Source organism: Xenorhabdus sp. XBWT, from assembly GCF_059072735.1.
In genome coordinates this window covers 1,250,747-1,275,409 of record NZ_CM180990.1, presented here as the reverse complement: position 1 = coordinate 1,275,409, position 24,663 = coordinate 1,250,747, and the positions used below count along the sequence as shown (strand labels likewise).

The 24,663-nt window shown below is 41.4% G+C and carries 21 protein-coding genes and 5 tRNA genes; 5 read left to right on the top strand and 21 right to left on the bottom strand.

Annotated features, from left to right (window positions below; all coding sequences use genetic code 11):
* Window positions 1-184: 184 nt before the first annotated feature.
* Entirely contained in the window at window positions 185-307 is a 123-nt protein-coding gene (locus tag AC5JQI_RS05780) for a hypothetical protein (protein ID WP_275382615.1), read from the bottom strand.
* 101 nt (window positions 308-408) lie between these two features.
* Between AC5JQI_RS05780 and raiA the strand changes: the two genes are divergently transcribed.
* The gene (gene raiA / locus AC5JQI_RS05775) at window positions 409-741 is read left to right on the top strand and encodes a ribosome-associated translation inhibitor RaiA (protein ID WP_237386633.1); all 333 of its coding nucleotides are present in this window, start codon (window positions 409-411) and stop codon (window positions 739-741) included.
* Window positions 742-1,142: 401 nt separating this feature from the next.
* Window positions 1,143-2,297, top strand: a complete 1,155-nt coding sequence (pheA, locus tag AC5JQI_RS05770; protein ID WP_493914022.1) for a bifunctional chorismate mutase/prephenate dehydratase — start codon at window positions 1,143-1,145, stop codon at window positions 2,295-2,297.
* Window positions 2,298-2,353: 56 nt separating this feature from the next.
* Here pheA and tyrA read toward each other — a convergent pair whose 3' ends face one another.
* Entirely contained in the window at window positions 2,354-3,475 is a 1,122-nt protein-coding gene (gene tyrA, locus AC5JQI_RS05765; RefSeq protein WP_493914021.1) for a bifunctional chorismate mutase/prephenate dehydrogenase, read from the bottom strand.
* A gap of 5 nt (window positions 3,476-3,480) precedes the next feature.
* The gene (locus tag AC5JQI_RS05760; protein WP_493914020.1) at window positions 3,481-4,575 is read right to left on the bottom strand and encodes a 3-deoxy-7-phosphoheptulonate synthase; all 1,095 of its coding nucleotides are present in this window, start codon (window positions 4,573-4,575) and stop codon (window positions 3,481-3,483) included.
* Window positions 4,576-5,134: 559 nt separating this feature from the next.
* Between AC5JQI_RS05760 and AC5JQI_RS05755 the strand changes: the two genes are divergently transcribed.
* A complete protein-coding gene (locus AC5JQI_RS05755; RefSeq protein WP_493914019.1) occupies window positions 5,135-6,478 on the top strand; it encodes an anaerobic C4-dicarboxylate transporter in 1,344 nt (447 codons plus the stop codon).
* 172 nt (window positions 6,479-6,650) lie between these two features.
* Here the strand turns inward: AC5JQI_RS05755 and rplS are convergent, their stop codons facing one another.
* From rplS to ffh, 5 genes are all read right to left on the bottom strand, one after another.
* Window positions 6,651-7,004 carry a 50S ribosomal protein L19 gene (rplS, locus tag AC5JQI_RS05750; RefSeq protein WP_010845356.1) on the bottom strand — a complete coding sequence of 118 codons (354 nt, stop codon included), beginning with the start codon at window positions 7,002-7,004 and terminating at the stop codon, window positions 6,651-6,653.
* 76 nt (window positions 7,005-7,080) lie between these two features.
* The gene (gene trmD / locus AC5JQI_RS05745; RefSeq protein ID WP_237386637.1) at window positions 7,081-7,821 is read right to left on the bottom strand and encodes a tRNA (guanosine(37)-N1)-methyltransferase TrmD; all 741 of its coding nucleotides are present in this window, start codon (window positions 7,819-7,821) and stop codon (window positions 7,081-7,083) included.
* 37 nt (window positions 7,822-7,858) lie between these two features.
* Window positions 7,859-8,407, bottom strand: a complete 549-nt coding sequence (rimM, locus tag AC5JQI_RS05740) for a ribosome maturation factor RimM (protein ID WP_237386638.1) — start codon at window positions 8,405-8,407, stop codon at window positions 7,859-7,861.
* A gap of 18 nt (window positions 8,408-8,425) precedes the next feature.
* Window positions 8,426-8,674 carry a 30S ribosomal protein S16 gene (rpsP, locus tag AC5JQI_RS05735; protein ID WP_092551758.1) on the bottom strand — a complete coding sequence of 83 codons (249 nt, stop codon included), beginning with the start codon at window positions 8,672-8,674 and terminating at the stop codon, window positions 8,426-8,428.
* A gap of 137 nt (window positions 8,675-8,811) precedes the next feature.
* The gene (gene ffh, locus AC5JQI_RS05730; RefSeq protein WP_493914018.1) at window positions 8,812-10,173 is read right to left on the bottom strand and encodes a signal recognition particle protein; all 1,362 of its coding nucleotides are present in this window, start codon (window positions 10,171-10,173) and stop codon (window positions 8,812-8,814) included.
* Between the two features lie 237 nt (window positions 10,174-10,410).
* Between ffh and AC5JQI_RS05725 the strand changes: the two genes are divergently transcribed.
* Window positions 10,411-11,202 (top strand): cytochrome C assembly family protein, encoded by a 792-nt coding sequence (locus tag AC5JQI_RS05725; RefSeq protein ID WP_493914017.1) that lies wholly within the window; start codon window positions 10,411-10,413, stop codon window positions 11,200-11,202.
* 55 nt (window positions 11,203-11,257) lie between these two features.
* Window positions 11,258-12,532, top strand: coding sequence for an HlyC/CorC family transporter (locus AC5JQI_RS05720; protein WP_493914016.1), 1,275 nt, complete (start codon window positions 11,258-11,260; stop codon window positions 12,530-12,532).
* Between the two features lie 88 nt (window positions 12,533-12,620).
* On the opposite strand, the gene luxS is transcribed toward AC5JQI_RS05720, so the two are convergent.
* From luxS to aas, 13 genes are all read right to left on the bottom strand, one after another.
* Window positions 12,621-13,136, bottom strand: a complete 516-nt coding sequence (luxS, locus tag AC5JQI_RS05715) for an S-ribosylhomocysteine lyase (protein ID WP_237386642.1) — start codon at window positions 13,134-13,136, stop codon at window positions 12,621-12,623.
* Between the two features lie 162 nt (window positions 13,137-13,298).
* Complete coding sequence (gene gshA / locus AC5JQI_RS05710; protein ID WP_493914015.1) at window positions 13,299-14,858, bottom strand: glutamate--cysteine ligase; 1,560 nt, start codon at window positions 14,856-14,858, stop codon at window positions 13,299-13,301.
* Window positions 14,859-15,056: 198 nt separating this feature from the next.
* Window positions 15,057-15,133: transfer RNA gene (locus AC5JQI_RS05705), tRNA-Arg, on the bottom strand.
* Between the two features lie 85 nt (window positions 15,134-15,218).
* Window positions 15,219-15,295 (bottom strand) — tRNA-Arg (locus AC5JQI_RS05700).
* Between the two features lie 85 nt (window positions 15,296-15,380).
* Window positions 15,381-15,457, bottom strand: a tRNA-Arg gene (locus AC5JQI_RS05695).
* 85 nt (window positions 15,458-15,542) lie between these two features.
* Window positions 15,543-15,619, bottom strand: a tRNA-Arg gene (locus tag AC5JQI_RS05690).
* Window positions 15,620-15,633: 14 nt separating this feature from the next.
* A tRNA-Ser gene (locus AC5JQI_RS05685) sits at window positions 15,634-15,726 on the bottom strand.
* A 455-nt stretch (window positions 15,727-16,181) separates the two neighbouring features.
* Window positions 16,182-16,367, bottom strand: a complete 186-nt coding sequence (gene csrA / locus AC5JQI_RS05680) for a carbon storage regulator CsrA (RefSeq protein WP_010845367.1) — start codon at window positions 16,365-16,367, stop codon at window positions 16,182-16,184.
* A gap of 246 nt (window positions 16,368-16,613) precedes the next feature.
* Entirely contained in the window at window positions 16,614-19,241 is a 2,628-nt protein-coding gene (alaS, locus tag AC5JQI_RS05675; RefSeq protein WP_493914014.1) for an alanine--tRNA ligase, read from the bottom strand.
* Between the two features lie 304 nt (window positions 19,242-19,545).
* Window positions 19,546-20,622 carry a recombinase RecA gene (gene recA / locus AC5JQI_RS05670; RefSeq protein WP_237386645.1) on the bottom strand — a complete coding sequence of 359 codons (1,077 nt, stop codon included), beginning with the start codon at window positions 20,620-20,622 and terminating at the stop codon, window positions 19,546-19,548.
* A 103-nt stretch (window positions 20,623-20,725) separates the two neighbouring features.
* Window positions 20,726-21,229, bottom strand: a complete 504-nt coding sequence (gene pncC / locus AC5JQI_RS05665) for a nicotinamide-nucleotide amidase (protein WP_493914013.1) — start codon at window positions 21,227-21,229, stop codon at window positions 20,726-20,728.
* Window positions 21,230-21,254: 25 nt separating this feature from the next.
* Window positions 21,255-22,451: a lysophospholipid transporter LplT gene (gene lplT / locus AC5JQI_RS05660; RefSeq protein WP_493914012.1), complete on the bottom strand. Its 1,197-nt coding sequence runs from the start codon at window positions 22,449-22,451 to the stop codon at window positions 21,255-21,257.
* 4 nt (window positions 22,452-22,455) lie between these two features.
* The gene (gene aas / locus AC5JQI_RS05655) at window positions 22,456-24,603 is read right to left on the bottom strand and encodes a bifunctional acyl-ACP--phospholipid O-acyltransferase/long-chain-fatty-acid--ACP ligase (protein ID WP_493914011.1); all 2,148 of its coding nucleotides are present in this window, start codon (window positions 24,601-24,603) and stop codon (window positions 22,456-22,458) included.
* Window positions 24,604-24,663 lie beyond the last annotated feature (60 nt).

Below are 24,663 nucleotides of genomic sequence, written 5' to 3'. Positions count from 1 at the left end.
GACATACCCATTATCTTTCAAGTTGCCGTTTTGTCAGCAACGCTCACCTTTTTTTCCGATCATTCTCTTTTCAGGTTACCTAGTTATCAATCTTCCCTGAAATGCCTTCCCTTACTGTCTCGCAGCATCTTGAAACTCATTGGTATATTTGGGTTATTTGGGTTATTTTTATATCGAAAATAGTTTACATAGTGACATTATCAACAAAATTGACAATACCATAACTGACCGATAATGGCGCATTATGCTCCAGTCCGCAACAAATATTCTCCACATCTTCATTGACTGTCACAATTCTGTCATTCACGTCCTAAATCACCCAATAAAAGTGATTTAGATCATTCTTTTTACGTAAAAGCGCGGTATGCTGAATCCATCAAAGACGGAGTAACATTAAGAGGTAACTATATGTTAGTAAACATTACCAGCAAACAAATGGAAATTACCCCCGCAATTCGTAGCCACGTGGAAGACCGTCTAAGCAAGTTGAATAAGTGGCAAGTGACTTTAATTAACCCACACATAGTGCTATCAAAAGAACCTCAGGGATTCTTAGTTGATGCCACAATTGGCACCCCAAATGGTACATTAGTTGCCAGTGCAAAACATGAAGATATGTACTCTGCCATCAACGAGCTACTAACAAAATTAGAGCGCCAACTTAATAAAGTACAACATAAATCAGAAGCTCGACGTGCAGATAACAGCGTTAAAGAATCAAACCTCAATTTAGAAGCATAATAAACACACTTCTTTCTAATCTAACGCGCTCAATGAGCGCGTTTTTTACTATCCTTATATCCAATAACTGTCCTTACATACAATAGTTATATACGTTGAAACCAATAGGGTAGTAGAGTAAAAAATGAAGTTAACAACCTCCTTCTGTTGACACTCCACTCTAAATAGGTTAATTAAAGTACATTATTGAAACCATAAAGTAATGTGCTAACAAACAAAATGGCTATCAACCTGTCTTTCTTATTTTTCTTTTTTACCTTCTCATGAGGGGGTATTTCGTTTAAAAAGAAATTAAGCAGACGAATAGAAACCTCCCTACTAACGGGAGGTTTTTTGTTTTACAGGCCATAGACTATACCCATAATACACTATACCCATAATAAGAATGTCAGGAACACGCTATGGAACAAGATTTAGTTAATTTACGAGAAGAGATTAGTAGTATTGATACTGAATTGCTGGATTTACTCGCTAAACGCCGACAATTAGCAACTAATATCGCCCAGACAAAACTTCTCGATCACCGCCCTATCCGAGATAAAAACCGTGAGCAAGAACTACTAAATGCATTAATTACAAAGGGTAAATCCCATGGATTAGATGGATTCTACATTACCCGGCTATTTCAGATGATCATTGAAGATTCAGTTCTTACTCAGCAAGCGTTATTACAACAGCATCTGAATCAGACTCACTTTGACTCAGCTCGCGTTACTTTTCTAGGGCCAAAAGGTTCCTATTCTCATCTTGCAGCGCGTCAATTTGCGGCTCGCCACTTTAACCAACTAATTGAATGCAGCTGCCACAAGTTTCCAGACATTTTTTCATTAGTTGAGATTGGGCAAGCAGATTATGGCATTCTGCCTCTGGAAAATACCAGCTCAGGGGCAATCAATGAGGTTTATGATTTACTGCAACATACACCTTTATCCCTTGTCGGAGAAATAACCCTGCCAATCAATCACTGTTTATTGATTACCGGACAAACTGATACCTCAAGGATAAAAACGGTTTATAGCCACTCTCAGCCTTTCCAACAATGCAATCAATACCTCAATAAATATTCTCACTGGAATATTATCTATTGCGAAAGCACTGCGGTCGCCATGCAAAAAGTGTCTGAACTCAATTCCCCTGAAGTGGCAGCACTAGGCAGTGAGGCTGGAGGCGCTCTCTATGGATTACAAGTTCTCGAAAGAGATTTAGCGAATCAGCAAAATAATAGCACTCGTTTTATTGTTGTTGCCCGCAAACCGATTGAAGTATCGGAGCAAGTTCCCACCAAAACCACGTTTATCATGTCAACAGGACAGCAAGCTGGTTCTTTAGTCGATGCACTTATTATTTTGAAGAAACACGATATTGTCATGAGTAAGTTGGAATCTAGACCAATAAATGGCAAACCGTGGGAAGAAATGTTTTATATTGATGTGCAAACCAATCTGCGCTCAATTAAGATGCAACAAACACTTAAAGAACTAGCAGAAATAACGCGCTTTTTGAAAGTATTGGGATGTTATCCATCAGAAAATATAGTTCCAATCGATCCGATCTAAAGTAAAAAACCGGATGTTTTCATCCGGTTTTAATTTATTGTATAATTATCAATAGATTATTTTCTGCTGTCACTGGCTTGCTGCAAAAGCACTCGGCTTTCTTTCATAAACCGGGTCGCCTCATCTCCAAACCATTCGCTTACTTGTTTAAAACTCTCAATGAAAGCCGATTTATCCTGATTTTCTAATATTTCCAAAGCTTGAGCAAAACGTTGGTGATAACGTCGGATTTGCTCAATATTTTCAGGGCTAGACATAATTATATCAGCGTATAACTGAGGATCTTGTGCAAATAACCTTCCTACCATCGCCAACTCTAATCTATAAATGGGTGACGATAATGAAAGCAATTGCTGCAAATCAATATCTTCTTTTGCAAGATGTCGTCCGTAAGAAAAAGTAGTGAAATGACGCAGCGCTTGAATAAAGCTCATATTCTTATCATGTTCATCTGCGCTGATTTGATGCAAACGTGCACCCCATACCAATATTTGATCCAAAAAACCCTGATAAGCTTCTGGGTAACGACCGTCACAATACACCACTACCTGTTTAGCACAACTACCTACATCAGGCCCAAACATAGGATGCAGCCCTAAAACAGGGCCTTGGTGTACATCAAGCATCGCATTTAATGGTCTGTATTTTATGGAAGCCAAATCAACCAAAATGCAGTGTTTTGGCAAAGGAGGTAACCGTCGGATAACTTTTTCTGTCAAATGAATGGGAACACTGACCATAACCATTCCGGCATCTGCCAATATATGCTCGGCATTATTCCAATCCTCAGTTTCAAGCACTCTAACTTCGTACCCAGAGAGCGTCAACAAACGGCTAAACAGTTTTCCCATTTTACCTGAACCACCTACGATAACTACTGGTCCCAAATGAGTACAAAGTTTTTTGAAACCTTTACTGTTTTCACTGACATAGGATTCTCGCATTATACGACGCAGAATATCTTCAATTAAGTCAGGCGGAATACCCATATCTTCCGCCTCCTGACGACGAGAAGCCAGCATTTCAGCTTCCCTTTCAGGTACGTAGATAGGCAAACCAAGTTGGCTCTTAACTTCACCAACTTGTGTGACTAAACTCATGCGTTTTGCCAACAAAGACAATAATGCTTTGTCTGCTTCATCAATTTGTTCCCTCAATTGTGACAATTCTGCAGCCATTTTCATTACCCTGCTTTTTCCATCATCATACTTCGATTTACCAAATGTGGTGCAATTTGTTGGTGCAATTTTCTTAACACTTGCTCCGTAGTTTGCCAGTTAATACAAGCATCTGTTACTGAAACACCATATTTCATTTCAGAACGAGTCTGCTCTGAGGATTGGTTCCCTTCATTAAGGTGGCTTTCCAACATAATACCGATAATAGATTGATTTCCAGCCATAATTTGTTCTGCAACAGAATCCACTACGATGCCCTGACGGCGAAAATCTTTGTTGGAATTACCGTGGCTGCAATCAATCATCAATGATGGCGTTAATCCTGCTTTAATCATTTGGTGTTCACAATCAGCAACATGCTCAGCACTGTAATTCGGAGCTGCACCACCTCGCAGGATAACATGCCCATTAGGATTACCCTGAGTTTGCAACAAACAGACCTGACCAGATTGATTGATGCCCATAAAACGATGAGGCATTGAGGCTGCTTTCATCGCGTTAATCGCCGTGTTCAAATTCCCGTCAGTACCATTTTTAAACCCAACTGATACAGACAATCCCGATGCCATTTCCCGGTGGGTTTGTGACTCTGTCGTTCTCGCACCAATCGCTGACCAACTGAATAAGTCGCCTAAATACTGCGGATTGTTAGGATCCAGCGCTTCATTGGCCAACGGCAATCCCATTTCGACCAAGTTTAATAACAGACGGCGGGCAATATGTAACCCGGCATCCATATCAAATGAACCATCCATATAGGGATCACTTATTAAACCTTTCCAGCCAACCGTTGTACGAGGTTTTTCAAAATAGACACGCATAACAATATACAGACAATCACTCAATTCAGCAGAGAGCGTTTTCAAACGACGGGCATAATCAAGAGCAGCATCCACATCGTGAATTGAACATGGGCCACATACCACTAGTAAACGAGGATCACGATGTTGAATAACATCCGCAATAGTATTACGCGCGTTCGTGATGGCATGCAGGTCGTTGCTACTCAATGGGTATTTCTGTTTCAGTTCTTCTGGAGTGATAAGAACCTGTTCATCAAGAATATGAACGTTATTAAGAGCATCTTTTTGCATGATCATTTCTCTACCTGCCTTGTTATATCTATATTATGTTTTTTGAGTGTCTGCTGGATAACATACCACGCATCGTAAAGAATACAATCCAAATATGTAAATTAATTCTGTTTATCGTAAACTTATATTTACATAAAAGATTTGTATTTTTGATACCGTACGTTCTGAAACAATTAATTATTGTTTAATTTTACTAATGAATATATAAATAAATTTTCAAGTTAAATTTTTGTAAGTTGATTTTTACAATTTCATTCACAATATAAATATTTTATTAACCCTCTAAATCTTATTTATAGTCAATATAAATTTCTTTTTAAAATCATCTAGTAAAACTATATCTCAATCCCGTTTTTATACTCAGATTTAAATAATATTAATATGTATTCTCTTAGTATTTCTATGAAACTATAAAATAATGTTTATAGAGAATAGATATATCTAATAGGTTTCAAATTGCAGATTTGTTAGCTGCAATTTGAACGATGACAGGTATAAGTGATGCAGTTTCTAAAGCCTGCATTACAGCTTTTGTTTATTTTTAAATCATTCATTAAGGACAGATATGATAACGCTACAATTTTCCATAATAATTATATGCTTATTGATCGGTACGCGTTATGCAGGAATGGGATTAGGGCTGATCAGTGGTATTGGGCTTTTTATACTGACATTTATTTTTGACCTGGAACCCGGCAAGCCCCCTGTTGATGTGATGCTCACCATTCTTGCTGTAATCGGTTGTGCATCTGTACTGCAAACCGCAGGGGGACTCAATATCATGATGCAGTTTGCAGAACGTCTTCTGCGTCGTCATCCACAACACATCACTATTTTGGCACCATTGACAACTTGGACTCTAACTTTTCTTTGTGGTACAGGGCATGTGGTTTATACCATGTTCCCAATCATTGGTGATATCGCTCTGAAAAAAGGAATTCGCCCTGAACGCCCAATGGCAGTTGCTTCTGTTGCTTCTCAAATAGCAATTACCGCTTCACCCGTTTCCGTTGCCGTTGTTTCTTTGGTGTCAATTATTGCTGCCAGCCATGGGATTGGGCAAACTTACGGGATCTTGGAAATATTGGCGGTTTCAATACCTGCATCACTCACAGGGGTAATCCTTTCTGCATTATGGAGTTTGCATCGTGGGAAAGATCTTGATAAAGATGAAGAATTCCAAGAAAAACTCAAAGATCCAAAACAACGTGAGTTTATTTATGGTAGTTCAGAAACATTATTAGATCAGGTATTTCCTAAACAGGCTTATTGGGCCACCTGGATTTTCTTTGCTGCAATTGCAGTTGTAGTCTTATTTGGTGCCTTTACTGATTTACGTCCAGCTTTTGAAGTCAAAGGGGCTTTAAAGCCTCTCTCTATGAATCTGGTGATCCAGATGATGATGTTAATTGCAGGAGCCATCATGTTGATGGTGTGCAAAGTCAAGGCTAATGAAATCGCTAATAGTGCAGTATTCAAAGCTGGCATGGTTGCGATCTTTTCTGTCTTTGGCGTAGCGTGGATGAGTGATACTTTCTTCCATTCACATCTAGGGGAATTAAAACTGGTCTTGGAAGATGTTGTCCAAACTCAACCATGGACCTACGCTCTAGTGCTGTTCTTAGTTTCAAAATTAGTTAACAGTCAGGCAGCAGCTTTAACAGCCATAGCGCCAATGGGATTACAACTTGGTGTGGATCCCAAACTGCTGATTGCATTCTTTCCAGCTGCCTATGGTTATTTTGTTTTGCCTACTTACCCAAGCGATCTGGCTTGTATCGGTTTTGACCGTTCAGGTACAACAAAAATTGGGAAATTCATTATCAACCACAGTTTTATTATACCTGGATTGATTAGTGTCAGTGGTTCATGCACGGTAGGATACGTTTTAGTTAGCACATTCATGTAATGCTAAATTAGAGCTAAAAATCTGAATGTTAATATAGCCCGTTCATTGAATTAATTCCTATATTAGAGATCCTATATGGCGGGTTATTTATTGGTAGGTTATTTAAAAATGTAAAAAAGGCCAGCAAATGTGCTGGCCTTTAACGATAACTTTCGGATGTAGCGAAAGCGTATTATTTCGCGTTCAGACGCTCTTTAATACGAGCTGCCTTACCAGAACGCTCACGCAGGTAGTACAGTTTAGCTCTGCGAACAGCACCACGACGTTTAACGTTGATGCTGTCTACGACTGGGGAGTGAGTCTGGAATACACGCTCAACACCTTCGCCGTTAGAAATCTTACGAACAGTGAATGCAGAGTGCAGACCGCGGTTACGAATCGCAATAACCACGCCCTCGAATGTCTGCAGACGCTTTTTAGAACCTTCAACGACCCATACCTTAACTTCCACAGTGTCACCCGGACGGAATGATGGTACGTCTTGCTTCATCTGCTCTTGTTCAAGTTGTTTAATAATGTTGCTCATAATAACTCTCTTACCCTAGGTAAACTGATATATCAAAGACATTCCTTTACAGGACATATCTGGATTAATTTGTTGCTTACTCTTGATATTCCTGTTGGAATTCAAATAGCAACATCCTTTGCTCGTCAGTCAGAGCTAGGCTTTCTAGAAGTTCGGGCCTTCGTAACCAAGTTCGGCCAAGTGATTGTTTCATCCGCCAGCGATTTATTTCGGCGTGGTTTCCCGATAACAACACAGGGGGAACTTCCATTCCATCCAATACTTCAGGGCGAGTATAGTGCGGACAATCCAATAATCCATCAGCAAATGAGTCTTCTTCTGCCGACGCCTGACGCCCCAATACTCCTGGAATAAACCGAGAAATCGAGTCAATCATTGTCATTGCAGGAAGTTCTCCCCCGCTAAGAACATAATCACCAATAGACCATTCTTCGTCAATTTCGGTTTGGATTACACGCTCATCAATACCTTCATAACGGCCGCAAACCAGAATTAATTTCTCATTTGTTGCCAGTTCACAAACTCCTTGTTGATCGAGTTTGCGTCCCTGAGGTGAAAGATAAATCACCTTTGCGCCGGTACCTGCCGAAACTTTGGCTGCATGAATGGCTTCCCTTAACGGTTGCACCATCATCAGCATGCCTGGACCACCGCCGTAAGGACGATCATCAACAGTACGATGCCGGTCGTAGGTAAAATCCCTTGGACTCCAGCACTCGATACTCAACAGGCCATTCTTGACTGCCCGACCAGTTACCCCGTAATCGGTTATTGCGCGGAACATTTCAGGAAACAGGCTAATAACCCCAATCCACATACTGCGTCCCACTCATTTAAACCGTTTTTACCGGAGATTAGAAACCAGGATCCCAATCTACCTCAATAGATTTGGTAGCGAGATCGACTTTCTTGATAACCTGCCCATCAAGAAACGGAACTAACCGCTCCTTGATACCGAATGCATCTTTCAGATTTGCTTTTATTACCATCACATCGTTAGAACCTGTTTCCATCATGTCACTGATGGTTCCAAGGTCATAACCCGCAGTATTTATCACTTGGCAACCAATAAGGTCTTTCCAGTAATAATCTCCTGCTTCCAGCTCTGGCAATTGGCTAGAATTCACAATAATCTCACAATTAGTGAATAAATTTGCCGCATCCCGATCGTCAATATCTTTGATTTTGACGATAATATCTTGGTTGTGATATTTCCACGCCTCTAGCTCAACATGCTGCCACTGGCCAGAACGTTGAATAAACCACGGCTGATATTCAAAAATGTCTTCGGTGTGTTCGGTGGAAGAAAAAACTCTGAGCCAACCACGAATGCCATACGCCGATCCTAATTTCCCCAATACAATTGGCTCAACAGGGTGCTTTAGGCCAGATTGTTTGCTCATTGTTACCACCGTGACAGATTAAGCTGCTTTCTTAGCGTCTTTGATCAGTGCAGCAACACGATCAGACATAGATGCACCCAGACCAACCCAATGTTCGATACGGTCTAGATCTAAACGCAGGGCTTCTGCATTTCCTGAAGCGATTGGGTTGAAGAAACCAACACGCTCAATAAAACGACCGTCACGCGCACTGCGGCTATCGGTCACTACTACTTGATAAAACGGACGCTTTTTTGCGCCGCCACGAGCTAAACGAATTGTTACCATAACATCCTCATTAGTTAGCAAAACAACCAGACTTCATCGGGGAATGGAGTCCGGCTGTCCATTTAAAAGCCCGAAAATTTTACTCACTTTGGCGCAAAAAGCAATCCAAAGAACATTTTCTTTCGCAACTTTATCGATTATCGACCCATAAATCCGGGTGGCAGCATGCCTTTCATGCCCCGCATCATTTTCGCCAAGCCACCTTTCTTCATTTTTTTCATCATGCGCTGCATTTCATCAAACTGTTTCAATAAACGGTTAACATCCTGCACTTGCGTACCAGACCCCGTAGCAATACGACGCTTACGGGAACCTTTGATAATTTCTGGCTTTTCTCGCTCTTTGCGAGTCATGGAATTAATAATTGCTTCCATTTTAACTAGGACTTTATCATCCATTTGAGATTTGACGGCATCAGGAACCTGTGACATTCCAGGCATTTTGCTCAACATGCTGGTCATTCCACCCATGTTACGCATTTGTTTGAGCTGTTCCAGAAAATCACTTAAATCAAAGCCATCGCCTTTTTTCAGTTTTGATGCCAATTTTTCCGCTTGAGTGCGGTCAACCTTACTTTCAATTTCCTCAATTAGTGAAAGCATGTCTCCCATACCGAGAATGCGGGATGCGATGCGATCAGGATAAAAAGGTTCCAACGCATCTGTTTTTTCACCAACACCGAGGAATTTAATTGGCTTGCCAGTAATATGGCGGATGGAAAGCGCAGCACCGCCACGCGCATCTCCATCAACTTTAGTTAGGACAACCCCAGTTAATGGCAATGCTTCATTAAATGCTTTTGCCGTATTTGCAGCATCTTGACCTGTCATTGCATCAACAACAAACAGGGTTTCAACAGGATTGATAGCTGCATGAACCGCTTTAATTTCATCCATCATGGCTTCATCGACATGCAGACGACCTGCGGTATCGACTAACAACACATCATAGAATTTCAGTTTGGCGTGCTGAATTGCCTTGTTGACAATATCAACTGGCTTCTCTTGCAGATCTGAAGGAAAGAAATCAATTCCAACCGTTTCAGACAGTGTTTCAAGTTGTTTGATTGCCGCAGGACGGTAAACATCAGCAGAGACGACCAATACTTTTTTCTTATTTTTTTCTTTTAGAAGCTTACCTAATTTGGCAACACTGGTTGTTTTACCGGCACCTTGTAAACCGGCCATCAGAACAACAGCAGGAGGCTGTGCAGAAAGGTTTAACTCACTGTTAACTTCCCCCATCGCCGTCACCAGTTCATTCTGAACTATTTTGACGAATTCCTGTCCAGGCGTCAGACTTTTGTTAACTTCATGCCCTACTGCACTCTCTTTGATTCGTGAAATGAAATCACGCACGACAGGCAATGCAACATCCGCTTCGAGCAAAGCCATACGAACTTCGCGCAGCGTATCTTTAATATTATCTTCAGTCAGCCTTCCTCGGCCGCTGATATTGCGCAGTGTGCGCGATAGTCTGTCAGTTAAATTATCAAACATTGTCTCAGCTCAGATATCTACAAGTGGGTCTACCTGTAAGGCAAATTTTACGAATTATAACACGATGATCACGTGATCACTGCAAAGAGATTCCCAAGTATCATTAACAACGGTTGGAGGCTACCCCAGCTAGCGGTATACTTAAATTTTAAGTCCAATCCACACCCAATAGATTTCAAAAAGCTACGGTTTGAAAGATGGAGGGTAAATATTATTATTGCGAAAACGATAAACGTTATGCTGGTATTTTCAATTATTGCTTTACTTACCTATCTCATTAGCCTGACGCTCATCGTGCCAGGTTTATTGCGCCAACAAAACAGTTATCAAAAACTGGCTCTTTTTTTCGCAATGCTAGCATTATTTAATCATTCGATTGCATTGAAATACCAAGTGTTTTATGTCAGCAGTGGTCAGAATCTTACCCTATTGAATTTAGGTTCAATTGTTAGTTTGCTGATGTCCATTATTATGACAATAGTAGCATTCTGCGGCCGAGCATGGTTTTTATTGCCAATAGTTTACAGCTTTGCCATGATAAATTTGATACTGACTAGTCTGATGCCGGGAGAATTTATTACGCACCTTGAAGGCAGTATCGAATTATTTATTCACATCGGGCTGGCATTGCTTGGATACGCCACCTTGCTCATTGCAGCCCTTTATGCGTTACAACTTGGCTGGTTAGATTATCGGCTTAAAAAGAAAAAGCTTACCTTTACTTCTGGCATGCCTCCGCTAATGGTTATTGAACGCAAAATGTTCCACATTACCCAAGTTGGTGTAATTTTACTAACATTGACGTTATGCACCGGAATCATGTATATGGATGATATCTTTAATAAAGAAAATATCCATAAATCCATTTTGTCTATCATTGCATGGTTCGTCTACGTTATTTTACTTTGGGGACACTATCATGAAGGATGGCGCGGTAAGCGAGTTATTTGGTTTAATCTGATTGGTGCGTTTATTTTAACACTCGCGTTTTTTGGTAGCCGACTATTGCAGGAAATATTGGTTTATTAAGCAGTTAAAAGATCTCTGTATCCAGTTCGTATAAATATTAGGAAGGAATTCTGTTTTGGAGCACGTCTCAACAGGCACACTAATTATCATTCTTGTTGTCATGGTTATCGTTTCGGCTTATTTCTCTGCTTCAGAAACTAGCATGATGACAATCAATCGCTATCGTTTACGTCATTTAGCTAAACAAGGAAGCACCCCTGCACGAAGAGTAGAGTCTTTGCTCCGTCATCCAGATCGGCTTATCAGTCTTATCCTTATTGGCAACAATCTCATCAATATTTTGGCCTCTTCTCTCGCTACTATTGTCGGTATGCGCCTTTATGGGGATGTAGGTGTTGCTATTGCAACAGGTATACTCACTTTCGTGATTCTCATTTTCTCTGAGGTAATGCCAAAAACTATTGCAGCACTTTATCCAGAAAGAGTGGCATTTCCCAGTAGTTTTCTGCTCCGTCCACTAGAAAAAATCATGTTGCCTCTTGTATGGGCATTTAACAGAATCAGTTTACTGCTGATGAGGTGCCTGGGCATCAAGACGTCAAATATTCGCAATGATGCTGTTAGTAAAGATGAATTACGCACAATAGTAAATGAATCAAATACCAATCTATCACGCCGTAATCAGGATATGCTGATCTCAATATTGGATCTTGAGAAAGTGACTATTGGCGATATTATGGTACCTCGTAATGAAATTGTCGGCATTGATATCAACTCTGATTGGAAATCCGTTATCCGGCAGTTAACGCATTCTCCACATGGACGAATTGTACTTTACCGTGACTCTCTGGACGATGCGATTGGTATGCTGCGAGTTCGAGAAGCCTATCGAATGATGACGGAGAAAAAAGAGTTCACGAAAAGAAATTTGATCAAAGCAGCAGATAAAATCTACTTTATCCCTGTCAGCACCCTGTTAAATATTCAACTAGTCAACTTCCAGCGCAACAAGCAAAAAGTTGGCTTGATTGTTGACGAATATGGCGATATTCAAGGGCTAGTGACTGTCGAAGATATTTTGGAAGAAATTGTCGGTGACTTTACTACATCCATGTCTCCCACTCTGGCAGAAGAAGTTCTTCCTCAAAGTGACGGAACCGTTCTGGTTGATGGCACAGCCAATATTCGCGAATTAAATAAAGCATTTAGCTGGGCACTTCCTGAGGATGGCCCAAGAACAATGAATGGAATGATTCTGGAAGAATTAGGTGAAATTCCCGAATTGCACGTTCAGGTGCAGATTAATGAATATAACTTTGAGGTTCTTGCGGTACATGACAATGTTATCAAGCAGGTTCGTGTCATACCGATAAATAAAAACATAAAATAAAGTGAATAATAGAGGGCCAGCAAAACAAGCCCTCTGGAAAATATAGGCCAGTGGACAATATAAGCTAGGTTTTCCCTTTACAAATAGCCTATACCTGTAACTCCACGAGCTTTTCTTCAGGTAATGCTAATTCATCGTTATGATTGACACGAACACCAGCATCAAGAATATTCTGAGCAATATCTTGAGCTTCTTTTAATGAGTGCATTTCATAAGTGCCACACTGATAAATGTTCAATTCAGGTATCTTGCTCTGATCTTGAACTTTCAGTACATCAGCCATTGCAGCTTTCCAAGCTTCAGCGACTCTCTGTTCATCTGGGGCACCTATCAAACTCATATAAAAACCAGTACGGCATCCCATTGGAGAAATATCGATAATATCAACACCATCACCATTCAAATGATTGCGCATAAAACCCGCAAACAAGTGCTCAAGTGTGTGAATACCTTTTTCTGGCATCACTGCTTCATTGGGAACACAAAAACGTAAATCAAATACCGTGATGATATCACCATTAGGTGTTTGCATTGTCTTGGCAACCCTAACAGCAGGTGCAGACATGCGAGTATGGTCAACTGTAAAACTATCCAATAAAGGCATTACTCTACCTCCTTAGGCATCAGATTTTTTACGAAAGTTTTTCCAGATAAATGAAACCTTTTCATTTGCGGCTGGTCGTAATATATGAAGACGCGCAAATTGTTATCATCCCTATTCTCTAAGATACTTTATTCGGCCACCAGTGGTGGCCATTTTCTTTTTTTAACACCCAGCATGAAGTTTTAGATAGTCTTCGAAACTCATACTGTCTTGCTGTTCAATACGGTGTTGAAGCGATACAGAAGCATCACGCTGAATGGAGAAACTGTCTTCATTCAAAATTGAATAAGGTTCTTCAATCAATTCCTGATGATACCCGTTTGCTAACTCCAACCCAAAACCTACGATTCCTTGAGCTTTCATTTTATCCAGTACACGACCTGAAAATGTCAGTGATGGATCTTCGAGCATAGTCACCAGCTCTTTGCAGACTGATTGATACTGCGTTCCTGAGCAGGTATCCAGAACTTCAGCAACTCTTTCTAAGTCCCTGAATAACTTCTGTCCCACAATTTTAAGGGGCTGTTGTTCAATATCGTAACCAATGCCAATACTCAGCCCTGGTTTACGCCCTTCCAAAATAACCTTACTCCAGTTTTGACGGCAGCAATCAAGCTCCTTATTTCCCATTTCAGGAGCATCAGCTAAAGCACACCATATCAAAAACAAGTCAAGAAAACGAATCTGAGTTTCATTCACACCAATTGCACTGAACGGGTTGATATCCAGAGAACGAACTTCAATGTACTCTATACCACCTCTCAGCAAGGCATCTGAAGGCGACTCTCCCTCTTTAGTAACACGTTTGGGCCGTATAGGTGCATATAATTCATTTTCAATCTGGAGGACATTAGTATTGAGCTGTAAATAGTTACCCTCTTTTTTGATACCAATTGCCGCAAATTCTGCTGACGGTTTATGAATCGCTTTCTTCAGGCCCTCTACATATGTATGGAGATGATTAAAGGTAATATTCAGATCACTTTGTGATTTGTTAGTATATCCTAAGTCACTCATCCTTAATGAAGTCGCGTAAGGTAGATAACAAGTTCCTTTTTCCGTTTCTTCAAAGGATAATGCGGTGTTTCGTCCGCGCAGGAAAGAGGGGCAAATCGCTGGTGATGCACCAAATAAATAAGGAATTACCCATCCAAAGCGGTAATAATTTCGGATCAAGCGAAGATAACCATCCGAAATCTGTTCTTTTCCAGTTTCTACGTCTTTAACACCTAACCGAGCCTGCCAAAAACTTATCGGCAGAGAAAAGTTATAATGTACACCAGAAATCGTCTGCATTAATGCGCCGTAACGATTCTTTAATCCCTCACGATACAAGGTCTTAAAACGGCCTATATTAGACGTACCATATTGTGCTAGAGTGATATTCTCTTCTCTGTCAATAAAACATGGCATACTCAGAGGCCACATTTTTTCATTATCCAGATTCCGCGCAGTATAACGATGCAAATCTTTAAGAAAATCAATGGTTCTATCTATATTGTTATCAACAGGGGTAATAAACTCCAATAGAGATTCAGCAAAATCAGTTGTAATCCATTTATGCGTTAAAGAAGCGCCAAGTGATTCTGGATGCTTCGTGCTAGCTAAATGACCATCTGGAGTAACACGCAATGTTTCACGTTCAATACCGCGACAAATCCCATCTAATACGGTAGGGTTTGCCTCTAACCATGACAATGCTTTTGATACGTCCGGGATCAATTTGACCTCCCGTGGAGTTTTAAAAGATTATTACTAAGAGTTTACTTTATATTAAACAAACCAAATTGTCGCTGATTACATATAGGTAGCGCCATACCACCGATTAAATTTCAAACAAGAGAAATAATGAGAAAATATTATGGTTGGAAAGAGAGTAAAAACAAAAAACCCCTGCCTTAATAAGGCAAGGGTTTAAAATGGTGCATCCGGGAGGATTCGAACCTCCGACCGCTCGGTTCGTAGCCGAGTACTCTATCCAGCTGAGCTACGGATGCATTATCAATTTTCTATTTCTGTTCAGACACTATTGCTGTCTTTCTTCAAAATGTAAATATCGTGATAAAATCACAATATTGAATATGGTGCATCCGGGAGGATTCGAACCTCCGACCGCTCGGTTCGTAGCCGAGTACTCTATCCAGCTGAGCTACGGATGCATTGTCGGTTTACTATTTCTGTTCAGACGTTGATAATTGCCTGACTTGACAGAATTAAGACACCTAAAATTCAAGGTGATTAAAATGGTGCATCCGGGAGGATTCGAACCTCCGACCGCTCGGTTCGTAGCCGAGTACTCTATCCAGCTGAGCTACGGATGCATTATCGGTTTACTATTTCTGTTCAGACGCTGGTAATTGCCTGACTTGACAGAATTAAGACACCTAAAAATCGCGGTATTTAAAGTGGTGCATCCGGGAGGATTCGAACCTCCGACCGCTCGGTTCGTAGCCGAGTACTCTATCCAGCTGAGCTACGGATGCATTGCTTATAAATATGGCGGTGAGGGAGGGATTCGAACCCTCGATGCAGCTCTTAACCACATACTCCCTTAGCAGGGGAGCGCCTTCAGCCTCTCGGCCACCTCACCATATTCCTAAAAACATTCGCTTTAAAAAATTACAACTCGGAAGTTTTAACTTCTTAGCTTTTGAAGCTTTACTTCTGAATCTTACTCAGAAGCTTTTCTCTAAGCTCTTCGTCGCTGCGATGGCGCACATATTACTTTCCCTGCCTGATAAGTCAAACAATTTTTCGCAACTTTTTTCCGTTTGAACACTTAGCACGCAAAATGCTTGGATTAACATCTAAGGGGCTGTTTTATCAACAGTGAAATCATCTAATCGCCGTTAAAATTTATGAAGATAATTATTCATCGCTATAGCCTCATGAACAATGTCTTTTCGACAGATAGAAAATAAAAAGGCGTGAGAGAATAGAATTAGACTAACAAGAAGGATATAACAGCTAGGTTCATAAGAAAGGAAGAGAAATAAAAGTAGAGTAGCGCCCAAGTCTTAAAAAAGCATGGACGCCATTCTTGAATTAAAAAGTTGTAGGCTGAGATTTCTCTGCCTGGATCCGTTGATAAATTTCTTCACGGTGAACAGAAACTTCCTTGGGTGCATTTACACCAATGCGAACTTGGTTGCCTTTAACTCCCAGTACTGTGACTGTTACCTCATCGCCTATCATGAGTGTTTCACCAACTCGACGAGTCAGAATAAGCATTCTTTGCTCCTTGAAAATTTAAAAGAGTCGGGTCTCTAGGTTTCCCCGCTATTATCCATCAAACACCGTGAAAACGTAAAGCAATGATATCTACTTAAAGTATAAGCAGTTTTGAACACATTTCCTATATCTATAGGATAGCTAAAATATAAGTATGTGCCCAACATTTCAACAATTTCACAACAAAAAACATCCGGCATCATAAAAAATTCTTTCACAATGCCGCTGCTGTCACGGCAATACCAACTATAACCGCAGTGCTACCCACTCTTCTACACTAGCCAATGCTGAAGGTAGAGCAACTACATCCGTTCCACCAGCCTGTGCCAGATCAGGACGCCCTCCTCCTTTACCCCCAATTTGTTGAGCAACAAAAGAGATTAAATCACCTGCTTTTATTCTAGCAGTCAAATCCTTTGTTATACCAACAATTAGGCTGACTTTATCACCAGTCACTGTAGAAAGCACAATAATTGCTGATCCTAATTGGTTTTTCAGATCATCAACCATCGTCCGGAGCATTTTCGGCTCAACATCACCTAACTGCGTTACCAACAAACGAACACCTTGAATTTCTTTAGCCTGATTTGCTAGAGAAGAACTTTCCTGAGCTGCCTGCTGAGATTTCAATTGTTGCAACTCTTTTTCCAACTGTTTCGTTCTGTCTAGTGTCGTTTTCACTTTATCATTCAGGCTGCTGATATCACTTTTCACTAAATGAGCAATATCTTGCAGTAAATCAGTTTGCTGATAGATTGCATTCAACGCGGTTTGCCCTGTAGTAGCTTCGATGCGCCGAATTCCTGCAGCTGTACCTGACTCACTGGATATACGGAATAACCCAATATCACCAGTACAACTCGCATGAGTACCACCACATAGCTCGGTAGAAAAACTGCCCATGCTCAGTACTCGTACTTTCTCATCATACTTCTCACCAAACAGCGCCATGGCACCTTTAGACTTTGCTTCTTCCAGTTCCATTAGTTCTGTAACAATTGGTGAGTTTTTGCGAATTTCTTCATTCACTAAGTTTTCTACCTGACGGATCTGTTCTGGTTGCATTGCTTCAAAATGAGAGAAGTCAAAACGCAAGTACTTATCATTAACCAAAGAACCTTTCTGGGCAACATGCTCTCCCAAAATTTGCCGTAATGCTGAATGCAATAAATGAGTCGCAGAGTGGTTCAAACGGATCGCACCTCTACGTACCACATCAATTTCAGCATTAACAGTATGATGAACGCTTAAAGTGCCACTTATCAATTTACCAACATGACCAATTGCCTGAGCATATTTCTGTGTATCGAGGACTTCAAATACACCATTGCCATTCAATAAATTACCCGTATCACCAATCTGTCCACCAGATTCAGCATAGAAAGCCGTTTTATCAAGTATAACGATCGCTTCTTCACCTGCATGAATTTGTTCAACAGACTCACCATTACGGAAGATAGCGATAACAACAGCCTGCTGAGAATTATGTTCATAACCACAAAAATCACTTTGGCCGTCGACTTTGATTAATCCATTGTAATCTGTACCAAAACCGCTGGATTCACGAGCACGGCGGCGCTGGTTTTCCATAGCCAAATCAAAACCAGCCTCATCCACTTTGATGTTACGCTCACGGCAAACATCCGCAGTAAGGTCAACAGGGAAGCCATAAGTGTCATACAAACGGAAAGCGGCTTCACCGTCGAGAATATCACCAGATAATTTAGACAACTCGTCATCCAGAAGCTGCAAACCTCGTTCTAAAGTACGGGCGAATTGTTCTTCTTCTGTTTTCAATACCTGCTCAACCAAAGCCTGCTGTTGTTTTAGCTCCTCACCAGCTGCGTCCATGATATTGATTAATGGTGCAACGAGTTTATAGAAGAAAGCTTCTTTTGCTCCCAGCATGTTACCATGGCGAACTGCACGGCGAATGATACGGCGAAGTACATATCCACGGTTTTCATTGGATGGAATGACACCATCACAAATTAAGAATGCACATGCACGGATATGGTCTGCAACAACACGCAGAGATTTATTGGTAAAATCTGTCGATTCTGTGACTTCTGCAACCGAAGCAATTAAACGTTGAAATAGGTCAATCTCGTAGTTGGAGTTGACGTGTTGCAAAACTGCTGCGATACGCTCCAGTCCCATTCCGGTATCAACTGAAGGTTTTGGCAGCGGTTCCATCGTGCCATCAGCATGATGGTTGAATTGCATGAAAACGATGTTCCAAATTTCAATATATCTGTCACCGTCTTCTTCTGGACTTCCTGGAGGGCCACCCCAAATATGTTCACCGTGATCATAAAAAATTTCGGTGCAAGGTCCACAAGGACCGGTATCACCCATTTGCCAAAAATTATCTGACGCATAAGAGGCACCTTTATTATCGCCAATACGAATAATTCTTTCTGCTGGAACACCGACTTCTTTATGCCAAATATCATAGGCTTCATCGTCTGTCTCATAGACAGTAACCCACAGTTTTTCTTTTGGCAGATTAAACCATTTTTCGCTGGTCAACAGTTCCCATGCGTATTTGATTGCATCTTGTTTAAAATAGTCACCGAAACTGAAGTTACCCAACATTTCGAAGAAAGTGTGATGACGGGCTGTATAACCCACATTCTCTAAATCGTTATGCTTACCGCCAGCACGAACACAGCGCTGAGACGTTGTTGCTCTAGAATAAGGCCTTTTATCCAATCCTAGAAATACATCTTTGAACTGGTTCATCCCTGCATTGGTGAACAACAATGTTGGATCATTGTTTGGCACCAGCGAACTACTCGGTACTACTTGGTGGCCTTTAGTATGAAAAAAGTCAAGAAACGCTTGACGGATCTCAGCGGTGCTTTTGCTCATAATTGTCCCGAAATCAAGCTGAAAAACAGATGTGTGAATGATTGAGATGGTATAACGCATTACCATTTCAACTCACGAATAAATTAAAATAGGGTTAAGATAGAGTGTCTTCCGTAAGAAGTAAAATCCCATATAAATCCATTCGCTTTTCAGCATTGTAATTCGTCTGGGCATTTTCTGAAAGTCTGTTCGTTAAGCCAGTTTCGATACGCCTATTTCAAGAATGTTTATTTCCTTATTAAAAACAAAAACCACACCCGATATAGATGTGGTTTTAAAAAACAAAATTACGATTGAGAAGAAATTAGAATTCTTCGTTTTTCACTTCTTCAGCATTATCTTCGTAATCTGTCACATAGTCTGAAGCTGCACTGCTGAAATCTCCTGTATTATGCAACAACAGATCACGAAGTTTTTTGTTCAACTCAGCCGCAGCTTCTGGATGCTCTTTCAGATAAATAGTGGCATTAGCTTTACCTTGCCCTATTTTGTCACCGTTATAGCTATACCATGCACCCGCTTTTTCCACCATCTTGTGTTTAACACCGAGGTCGATCAACTCGCCGAGAGTGTTGATACCTTCGCCATAAAGGATTTGGAATTCAGCCTGTTTAAATGGTGCTGCAACTTTGTTTTTGACCACTTTCACACGGGTTTCGCTACCAACAACCTCATCGCCATTTTTCACGGAGCCAGTACGACGAATATCCAAGCGAACAGATGCGTAGAATTTCAGTGCATTACCACCAGTCGTAGTTTCAGGGTTACCAAACATCACACCTATTTTCATACGGATCTGATTGATAAAAATCAACAAGGTATTCGAGTTTTTCAAATTACCCGCCAGCTTACGCATAGCCTGACTCATCATACGTGCTGCCAGTCCCATATGAGAATCACCGATTTCACCTTCAATCTCTGCTTTTGGTGTCAATGCCGCAACAGAGTCAACAATGATGACATCAACCGCACCGGAACGTGATAAAGCATCACAAATTTCCAATGCCTGCTCACCTGTATCAGGCTGAGAACACAACAGATTATCAATATCTACACCCAGCTTTTTGGCATAAACTGGATCAAGGGCATGTTCGGCATCAATAAAAGCACACGTCCGGCCTTCACGCTGAGCAGCTGCAATCACTTGCAATGTCAGTGTCGTCTTCCCGGAAGACTCAGGCCCGTATATCTCAACGATACGACCCATTGGCAGGCCACCTGCGCCTAACGCAATATCCAGTGACAGAGAACCGGTAGAGATGGTTTCAACATCCATTGAGCGATTTTCACCCAAACGCATAATGGAACCTTTACCAAATTGTTTCTCAATCTGACCCAATGCTGCTGCTAGTGCTTTTTGTTTGTTTTCATCGTTAGCCATGTTTACTCCTTCGCAAGCAATGAAGGGGCTGCCCCACTGCTGATAAACTGTTTCTGATACCAAAGTGCTGTATGATTATACTGTATAATCATACAGCATCAAGCTAATTTTTTGTGATTTCTGTCAGCAATTTTTTTAAAGAAAAAATAACAGCCTGCAAACGCACGGCTTTGCGATCACCCACAAAATGCTGACGATATGTCAAAACCTGTATATTCTCATTAACATAGAAGGCAAACCCAAACCAAACCGTGCCAGTCGGTTTTTCTTCACTACCTCCGTCTGGTCCGGCAATGCCACTGACAGCAATAGCAAAATCCGCTTTGGCAACTTTTAACGCCCCCGTAGCCATCTCTTTTACAACTTGTTCACTTACTGCCCCAAATTGTGCCAATGAATCCAGTGAAACCCCTAACATTTCATACTTGGCATCATTACTGTATGTCACGAATCCACGATTAAAATAGGCTGAACTTCCCGCAATATCTGTGATCACTTTGGCAATCCAGCCTCCTGTGCAGGATTCTGCACAGGTTATAGATAGTTTCTTCTGTTTTAATTTATCACTCAGTTCAATACTAAGCTGATTCAGGATTTTTTCACCCATAACAAGCCTTCAACTCTATAAGAAATTAATTTTTCCGAAGCATATCCCAAATCCATAATCCGCCTATTGCCAAAGAGAGCGAGATACCGAAGCCAATGCCAACAGCAACGGCCGATGCCCCAAACCACATGGAAACCAGATACAACCCCAGCATAACCAACATGGCACTATTTTCACCAAGATTTTGCACAGCAACAGCTTTACCCGCGCCCATGGTATGTTTTCCATGTTCCTGCAATAACGCATTTAGTGGAACGACAAAAAGTCCACCAAATACACCGAGGACAACCAAAATTAGATAAGAAAGCCATATTGATTGCTGTGTGACAAAAAGCATGATCATGAAGCCAATTAAAATACCCGCAGGCATACAGCGGCGGACAGTCTTCAACGTAATCAGCCGCGCAGCGGCTCCCGCACCGAGAATGATACCAATCGCAACCACCGCATTCATCAATGTAGGTGTTGTATTTCCTTCAACTCCCAGTACAACAGGAACCCAAGCAATCAGAAGCAGTCGCAGTGTGACACCTGCTCCCCAAAATAAGCTGGTTCCGACCAGTGAAAACCGTGTTTCTTGATTACGCCAAAGCGAGACACAGACCTCCATAAAGTCCACCAGCATCTTTTTAGGATTCCAGCCTTTTCCCTGACGCGCAGCCGCCAAACGAGGAATATAGAAATTGGCTACAACTGCCGCACTATACAGCAGAGCGCAAAGCCCCAATGCCATTATCAGACTAAAGTCAGAAAGGAAACCACCAGCGACCGCGCCAATTAAGATAGCTGCTATGGTTGACGCTTCCATCATGCCATTGGCTTTTACCAAACGCCCCCCGTCTGTCAGTTCTCCCAAGCTCCCATATTTAGCAGGAGAATAAGCTGCGGCACCAATACCCACTAAGGTATACCCTAGGAACGGATTCATATCGATACAGATACTAATGGCACCAAGCAATTTGATACCATTGGAGAAGAGCATAACGCGCCCTTTTGAAAACCGATCAGCAATTTGCCCCACAAAAGGTGCTAGCATTATATAAGTGAGTACAAAGACAATTTGTAAGGCCGGTAAACTCCAGCCAGGATAAGCCTCAGCCTTCAATTGAGCCAAGATAGTAAAAAACAGTGCATTGTCGGCAAAAGCAGAAAAAAATTGCGACAACAATACAGCTTTCATTCCCCGATTCAACAGCGATTGTGCTTCTATAGTGCCATTCATTTCCTTACTCCTGTTCAGCCATCTTTCTTAGAGTGAGAAAATCCGGCTTACCGCTGCCAAGCAAAGGCAATTGCTTCACATAACGAATATCGCGTGGAACCGCCAATTCTGGCATACCTATTTTACGGGCAACTTCCAGCATTGCATTTCTATGCAAATTCGCATCGGTCGTGAACAATACCAGTGCTTCTCCTTTACTTTTATCACTTTTGGCCGTTGCTGCATGCAACGCATCAGTGGAAATGCATGATGCAATATGTTCCACTGCTTCGAGAGAAACCATTTCCCCCGCCAGTTTGGCAAAACGCTTCACACGTCCTTTTATCGTACAAAAACCCTCGTCATCAATAGAGATAATATCTCCAGTGTCATACCAGCCCGTTTGGATATTTCCTTCCGCATCTTCCGCTGAGGGCGGTTCCAGACGTTCAGGCGCTTCGACACGTAAATAACCTTTCATGACGTTCGGCCCGCGCAGCTGCAAGCGTCCACCTTCTTCAATCCCCTGAACAGGCAGTAAACGAGCTTCCATACCCGGTAAAATCCGTCCGACTGTTCCCGTTTTTGCCGCCATCGGGACATTGATTGCTACAACAGGCGCACATTCAGTCACACCATAACCTTCCAGAATACGGATACCAAATTTATCCTGCCAAACGCGTTTAGTGTTTTCTGATAATTTTTCTGCGCCAGCGACTACATAGCGTAAACGTGCAAAATCATAAGGATGCGCAAAGTGGGCATAATTTCCCAAGAAAGTCGAAGTACCGAACAGCACAGTACAGTTGCGATCATAAACCAGCTCAGGCACTACACGATAATGCAGTGGGTTTGGGTAAAGAAATACACGGCTTCCCGTCATTAATGGAGTAAGTAAACCTACCGTCAAACCAAAAGCATGGAACAATGGTAAGGAAGACATGAAACGATCTTGTGGAGTAAAATCAGCAATCGTTTTTATCTGTTCAACATTTGCCAATAAACTGGTATGGCTGTGAACAACCCCCTTAGGCGTTCCTTCTGAACCTGATGTAAACAGGATCAGGGCATCATCGTCCGGTTTCTGCGAAACCATGATAGCCTTGGAAGGGAAAATCAAGTGCCACAATATCCAACGCTTATCTTCCCGAGTAATTGTATCTTTCAAATCCTCGAGGTATACCCAATTAGCTTCTGCCACCTGTTCTGGCAAATGGGTTAATTGTCCTTTCGCCAGAAACTGACGAGATGTCACAATAGTTTTTATGGTTGCTGCCTGCATGGCATTTTTAATTCCATTACTTCCTGCCGTATAGTTCAGCAGTGCAGGCACACGTTTTTTCAAGGAGGCACCATATATGGCTGCTGCCATTACAGTCGCATTCGGCAATAGCAAACCAACTCGCTCACCTTCTTTCGTAAAGCGTTCTAAAATTCGGCTGACACCCAATATTTTTTTCAGCAATGAATGATAGCTATCTTCTTTGAAATTCACATCTTCGATACATGGTTTAAAACGACCAAAACGTTTCTGCGAGGCCAAATAAGCACTAAACAATGTTTCCTTTGGGCGCGTTTGCATTCTCACATCCATCATAATGGCATGGAGACGTTCTCCGGCTAAACGACGACGTGTTGTTGCATCAAGAGCATCAGGCATTGGCAAATCAACGGCCGGTAAGATTTTGATAGAGATTTTCGGGAACCAGTGCAGTTTCATAATTCCTTTCAATCGACCAAAAATGGTTTGTTCAGCACCATCAATACGGATAGGAACCACCTTTGCGCCTGATTTCGCCGCGATGAAAGCGGCACCATCATAGATTTTCATTAGAGAGCCGGTTACAGTGATCCGCCCTTCTGGAAAAATCACGATGGGACGTCCTTTCTCTACTTCTTTAACCAGAGTCCTCACTGCCATCGGATTAGTCGGATCTAAAGGGACAACATCCGCATAAAGTTTGATGAATTTGAGAAAGTGACTGGCCGTAATATTAGAGTAGATAGCAAATACAGGCTTTACCGGAAGAAATAAGCCAATGAGAAGACCATCCAGAAACGAAATATGATTGGGTGTAATAATACATTTAGAGTGTTTAAGCTGCTTATCATCACCTTCTACCGTGACCCTAAAAAGTACACGAACAAGTAACCGAATAAAATTTAAGAGCATATCCATATCTCAAATATAATTAAATAAAATTAAAGTGAGTAGGATAATACTATAATTTGT